The organism is Clostridium sp. AF02-29 (genome assembly GCF_934835585.1).
GTDB lineage: Bacteria > Bacillota > Clostridia > Lachnospirales > Lachnospiraceae > Otoolea > Otoolea fessa.
In genome coordinates, this window is the sequence record NZ_CAKVZK010000015.1 from 1 (window position 1) to 5,059 (window position 5,059).

Annotated in this window: 5 protein-coding genes and 2 pseudogenes (1 of these 7 cut by a window edge); all 7 read right to left on the reverse strand. The window is 42.7% G+C overall.

Going from position 1 to position 5,059, the window contains the following annotated elements:
• Positions 1 to 507 precede the first annotated feature (507 nt).
• A pseudogene (locus PUQ60_RS05460) lies at positions 508 to 843 on the reverse strand (translation elongation factor G); the annotation flags it as partial.
• Between the two features lie 70 nt (positions 844 to 913).
• Complete coding sequence (locus PUQ60_RS05465; protein ID WP_273417115.1) at positions 914 to 1,669, reverse strand: TraX family protein; 756 nt, start codon at positions 1,667 to 1,669, stop codon at positions 914 to 916.
• Between the two features lie 18 nt (positions 1,670 to 1,687).
• Complete coding sequence (locus PUQ60_RS05470) at positions 1,688 to 2,521, reverse strand: hypothetical protein (RefSeq protein ID WP_022359996.1); 834 nt, start codon at positions 2,519 to 2,521, stop codon at positions 1,688 to 1,690.
• Positions 2,522 to 2,629: 108 nt separating this feature from the next.
• Positions 2,630 to 3,544, reverse strand: coding sequence for a hypothetical protein (locus PUQ60_RS05475; RefSeq protein ID WP_022359995.1), 915 nt, complete (start codon positions 3,542 to 3,544; stop codon positions 2,630 to 2,632).
• A gap of 138 nt (positions 3,545 to 3,682) precedes the next feature.
• Positions 3,683 to 4,114 (reverse strand): N-acetyltransferase, encoded by a 432-nt coding sequence (locus tag PUQ60_RS05480; protein ID WP_273417116.1) that lies wholly within the window; start codon positions 4,112 to 4,114, stop codon positions 3,683 to 3,685.
• A gap of 55 nt (positions 4,115 to 4,169) precedes the next feature.
• Positions 4,170 to 4,760, reverse strand: a complete 591-nt coding sequence (locus tag PUQ60_RS05485; RefSeq protein WP_273417117.1) for a nitroreductase family protein — start codon at positions 4,758 to 4,760, stop codon at positions 4,170 to 4,172.
• A gap of 29 nt (positions 4,761 to 4,789) precedes the next feature.
• Positions 4,790 to 5,059 (reverse strand): annotated as a pseudogene (gene sfsA, locus PUQ60_RS05490) (DNA/RNA nuclease SfsA) (it continues 394 nt past the right edge of the window).

Below are 5,059 nucleotides of genomic sequence, written 5' to 3' on the forward strand. Positions count from 1 at the left end.
TTTATTGTGGATAACTGCTCTTATATTTCAATTTTGAGTTTCGCAATTACCTAAATAGGCATTAATTTCTTCATTTTTACATATTTCCTTAAATGTCAAACTTGTCTCTCCTTTTAAATTTCAAAAACGCCATCGGCATTCCTTCTGCGGGATACGAAACAAATAGGTAACCCCGCCCAAATCAATACCTGCTCTCGGAAAGCTCCCCCGGGAAGCTTTCCAGATCAGAATAACAAATTTAAGAGAGTGCAACTATCTAATTTATGTAAAATTCATAAGTATCTATGTAAAATAAAAGCATCTTCAGAGCTGAATCTGGGTATTCCAAATTCAGCTCTGAAGATGCTTTGAGTCCTCTATTCTTCCTTTTTTTCATCTGCTTCAGCAGTTCTTCCGATACTCCATCCAGCAGATAATTCTTATGTCCGCTTCTCCCTGGCTGCTTCCGCCTTTTTGTGCGGCACCGGCAGCTGACTCTTTCCGGTGTGCGGCAGTCTCACCGTAGACACCGGCTCCGTGGGAACAGAAGACCGAGCCGCTTGGGTTTGCCAAATCCGCATCCGGATCATAACCGGCTGCTTCGATGACCTCTTCCTCATTATGGCAGGGTCCATATCCATCCAGGGATGAAACCGGTGCACGGCCGGTAAGTATCGCCTGTCCATCCTCCAGAACCGGTCCTTCAAAAACCGCAAACCGGCGTTCCAGATCCGTCATTGCACGTCCTACCATCTTGTCCGGTATCGTCAGATGAAATGCATAAAATGGCTCCAAAAGCATCGAATGTGCCTGCATCAGACCATGACGGATAGCCCGGTAAACCGACTGACGGAAATCACCGCCATTCAAGGTATTCACAGGCAATTTTACTACCTGTTATGATACCATGAATGGCGGGGATTGTAAAATTTTATCATCGGTTGATGAAATTCAGTACCACCACAAGCAGCAGCATATGAACTGGATAAAATGCATAACAGAGATACTGGAATGGTTTACTGTGGTAGCCCTGTCTGCCGCGGTACAGCCAGATGGGGATCAATGCCAGAAGCGCAAGCCCCTGCTGGCACAGTTCAAATTCCATGCCAAAGAGCTGAACCGGATACATCAGACCGCCCAGCAGTTCCACATTCAGCCAGTATAGGGCAGCCAGCTGTCCCAAGAAGCACCACCATTTCCGCCCATGGAGGAAATAGAACACAAATACCGTCAGAACACCGGCCCCGTAGTAATCCACCATGCAAAGAGTTCCCAGTACCAGACCTGCCAGCACAACCAAAACGCACACCAGCAGATACATCCAGGTTTTTCCTTTTTTCCGTACCTGTTCCATAAGCCAGACACCTAAAAGGCTCAACAGGAATGTCCAGAGGACATTCTGGTGAACCGGATAAAACCAGGTACCGCCGTACATCAAATCAAAGGGAATTTCTGAAAGCACTGCAAACAGCAGCATCCGAAGGATGTACTTTTTAAAGCTTCTGGTGTGGAAGTACCCCTCCACCGCCATAAAAGCGAAGATAGGAAATGCCACTCTTCCGGCACAGGTAAGCCACTCCTTAGCAGGAAGAAGCGTCGCCCAAAGGTGATCCATCAGCATAAGCGTCATGGCGATGATATGCAGGACAGCTGCAGTAAGTTCAAAGTTTTTTGAAGCAGATGAATCCATTCAGTTCTTGTTCCTTTCCTATTGCATTTCTATCGTATAATTATAGCTGTATGTGTGAACATAAAGCATATTGTCCTGAGGCACCAGAAGATCCGGCTGTTTTTTCAGCTCCAGGCTTGCAATAACCTCACCGGTGTGAAGGTTGAGCTGATAAAGATAATCCTTTTCCGAGGTAAAACCATACCCGCAGATAATAACATCCTTTTTTACAATAAAATTCATGGTGTTGCAGGTCTGATCCCCACTTCGCCAAAGAAGCTTGTTATTTTCCAGATCATAGGCAAACATAAAGCAGCTATCCGGCTGTGCGTAACCATTTGTCACACTGATGCCATAAAAGATATCATCCAGGAGGCAGGCATTATTGCCGTTGATATACCATTTATCCGTTGGATACTCCAGCACATACAGACAATTCCCGGAAATATTTTCATAAATATACAGCGCATCCCCGGACCAGATATACTGATATTCATCATCATAGAAATTATTCCATTCCTTTCCGACCATAGGAAGGGATAACTGTTTGCTTTCATACCATTCGTTCGCAAAATCGATTCCATTTTCCTCTTCCGACACAATTTTTAACGTTAACGGTGAAACTGCATCTCCCTTCGGATGAATCTCCCCAACTCCGGATAAGTCAATGGTGATATACTTAGTTTCAGGAGCCGCATTTTCCCCTTCCCCTGCATCCTCATTTTGAATCAATACGGACTCCTCACCGGTCTCCCGGACACTTTCTGCAACACTTGACTCATTTTGCATCGTATAATCCATGTCCTTCTTGCCACAGCCAGCCAGGGTAAGCAAACAAGTCCACACAATCATAAAAGTTAGAAGTTTTTTCATATATATCCATTCCTCTATGCTCAAAAAGATGTTATCACTTTGGATGAACTTTCTTCTGAGCCATTTCTATTTGAACACGTTGAGAAGTTACCTTAACTTATCTCTATATCAAAACATGCCCGGCAGTTTCGCCGCCAGGAATAATCCAGCACCAAATGAGAGCAGATTGGCCACAAAGGAATACAGGATATAATATGCATCCTCCTTTTTCTTTTCTGATAGCCTCTTAAGAATTGTGCAATACAACACTGCCTCCAGAGCAAATACAATCAGCTCAAAAAGTACATAGAAAAATGTAAATGCAAGAGGGCCGGAATTATAATTAATCACATTGAGCAGCACATTTAAGATAATTTGCGTAATAATGTTGACAACAGCCAGAATCAACAGCTGTTTTTTCTGTCTGAAACCAAACAGCAGCGCCACCAGCATTTCGATTAAAATAGTAAGGACGATCCTTGCCCCAAGAGCCAGCATCTCCTGCCGGTAATTATACGAACGGTAGGCCTCAATCCGCTCATTGGTACTCAAATCATCATTGTATTCCACCGAACCGATATCCACACCATCCATATCCACTGTATAATACGTATCAAATGCATAACGAGCATAAATTCCACTGGATACAAAGGTTTCCGTTTCCGGATAATACAGAAGAATTTTAAAATCATCCGGCGGATAATAGGTCCATGCAAGCTCTTTGCTTTCACTTACCTTCCAGCTCCGCTGCAGAAAATAGTATCCATCCGGATCCTTGTAATTCACAAAGATCTCCCAGATATCAGGATCCATGTACTCTTTCTGGGCACTCTCCGTTCTTCCATCCCAGGCACTTGCCGGACCGGTAGATTTCTCCTTCGACAGCAAAGTTCCATAACAGAGCTCATCCCCCATATGCTCAAACTGAATCCGAACAGAGGCCTTTGGTCCCATATCGGCATTGGCTGTCATCGGAAATGCTGAAACTGCCATTATCATACACAAAAGCATTATAAAAACAAGACTGTATTTTCTATTTTTCATATCGAAAGCCTCCCTTCAGATATTTTTATTCTGGTGAAGAATCTCTTCGGTATTCTTGCTGCAAAATACTACATCCGATGGGAATCATCTTCCATCTTGTAAACAAACAGGCGGTTCATCCCCTCCTGCCATGGGTATTCAAATTCCAAACGATTCCCAATTCATCACATATTCTTTTTCTCCTGTGAATTCGTCCATCCCTTCACTCTGAATAGTAAATCCTTCTCGTTGATAAAAAGACATTGCCCTGACATTCTTCTGGTATACCTTTAACTGTAATCTGTCTTTTTTATCCTTGATGTAATCCAACAACATTTTACCTATGCCACGTGACTGCATTTCGTCAGAAACAAAAATACCTTCTATGTATTCATCATTTATTCCTATAAAGCCTTGAATCATTTTATCATCTTCATACACATAAACTTCCGCCTGTGGCAGCATTTCCTTCACGAATTCATAGTTGCTTATCCAGTATTGTTCAGAAATAAAAAAATGTGCTTTCAGATTAGTTTTCAACCATATGTCAGCAACTCTGTTTATATCTGCCTTCTGCAACTTTCTAATCATAACGATTATTCTCCATCCAACCTGATTATAACACGATTAACTCATTACGATTTACCTATCTGTACTCAATAATTTCTTCGAAAGCTTTCCTTGGTCTTTTAGCCGGAGCTTCATTGGCAAAGCCAATCGCAACAATTCCTGTCAATTGGCTGTCTGTTCCGATAAAATCCATCAGCTCATTATAGGCAAAACAAGTATTGGCAATCCATAAGGTGCCCAATCCATATCCCGTTGCTGTCAGAATCATATTTTCAATCGCCGCACCTATGGACAGTGAATCACATATTTCAACAATTCGCTTTTCATTTTCAATACTTGCAAATGGAGTATGCTGGTTGGTATTAAGCACTGCTATAAGGCATGGGGCCTCCTGCATGATTCTAACGGTATTCTCAGCATCCGGTATGGCAAATGCCCATTCCGGCATAAGTTCATGGGTCATTTTTTCTGAATTTATACCATGACGCATGACATCAACCAGTTTATCTTTTTCTTTCCCCTGATATACAATAAATTTCCAAGGCTGCCTGTTTTTAGCAGATGGTGCAAGGGAAGCACTGTATATGATCTCGTCAATTAACTTCCTTTCGATCTCATCTGGCTTATATTTTCTTATACTTCTTCTATTCTCAATTTCACGTATCATAGATTTCTCTCTCCTTTAGAACCTTGCCCTCAAGACTCATCTTCTCCTATGATTTCCAACCTATCCATCCCAACATGACATTTCAGGAAAAGCACCTCAACACCTGCTGCCTTTGCCTCGTGAAGTGCAGCGCCAAATTCGGGATGCGTTTCCGTATTCGGTCTGACTTCACTGATGCCTTCCATTTGAATCACAAATGCTATCAAACATTTATATCCTTGTCCGCACGCAGCTGCAAGTTCCCTTAAATGCTTAACTCCTCTTTCCGTCGGGGCATCCGGAAAATATCCAACTCCGTC

What these genes read in the sequence shown, in the direction of transcription:
- PUQ60_RS05465 (WP_273417115.1), bottom strand. Translation starts at nt 1,669, where the DNA reads ATGGATTCATCTGCTTCAAAAAACTTTGAACTTACTGCAGCTGTCCTG.
- PUQ60_RS05470 (WP_022359996.1), bottom strand. Translation starts at nt 2,521, where the DNA reads ATGAAAAAACTTCTAACTTTTATGATTGTGTGGACTTGTTTGCTTACC.
- PUQ60_RS05475 (WP_022359995.1), bottom strand. Translation starts at nt 3,544, where the DNA reads ATGAAAAATAGAAAATACAGTCTTGTTTTTATAATGCTTTTGTGTATG.
- PUQ60_RS05480 (WP_273417116.1), bottom strand. Translation starts at nt 4,114, where the DNA reads ATGATTAGAAAGTTGCAGAAGGCAGATATAAACAGAGTTGCTGACATA.
- PUQ60_RS05485 (WP_273417117.1), bottom strand. Translation starts at nt 4,760, where the DNA reads ATGATACGTGAAATTGAGAATAGAAGAAGTATAAGAAAATATAAGCCA.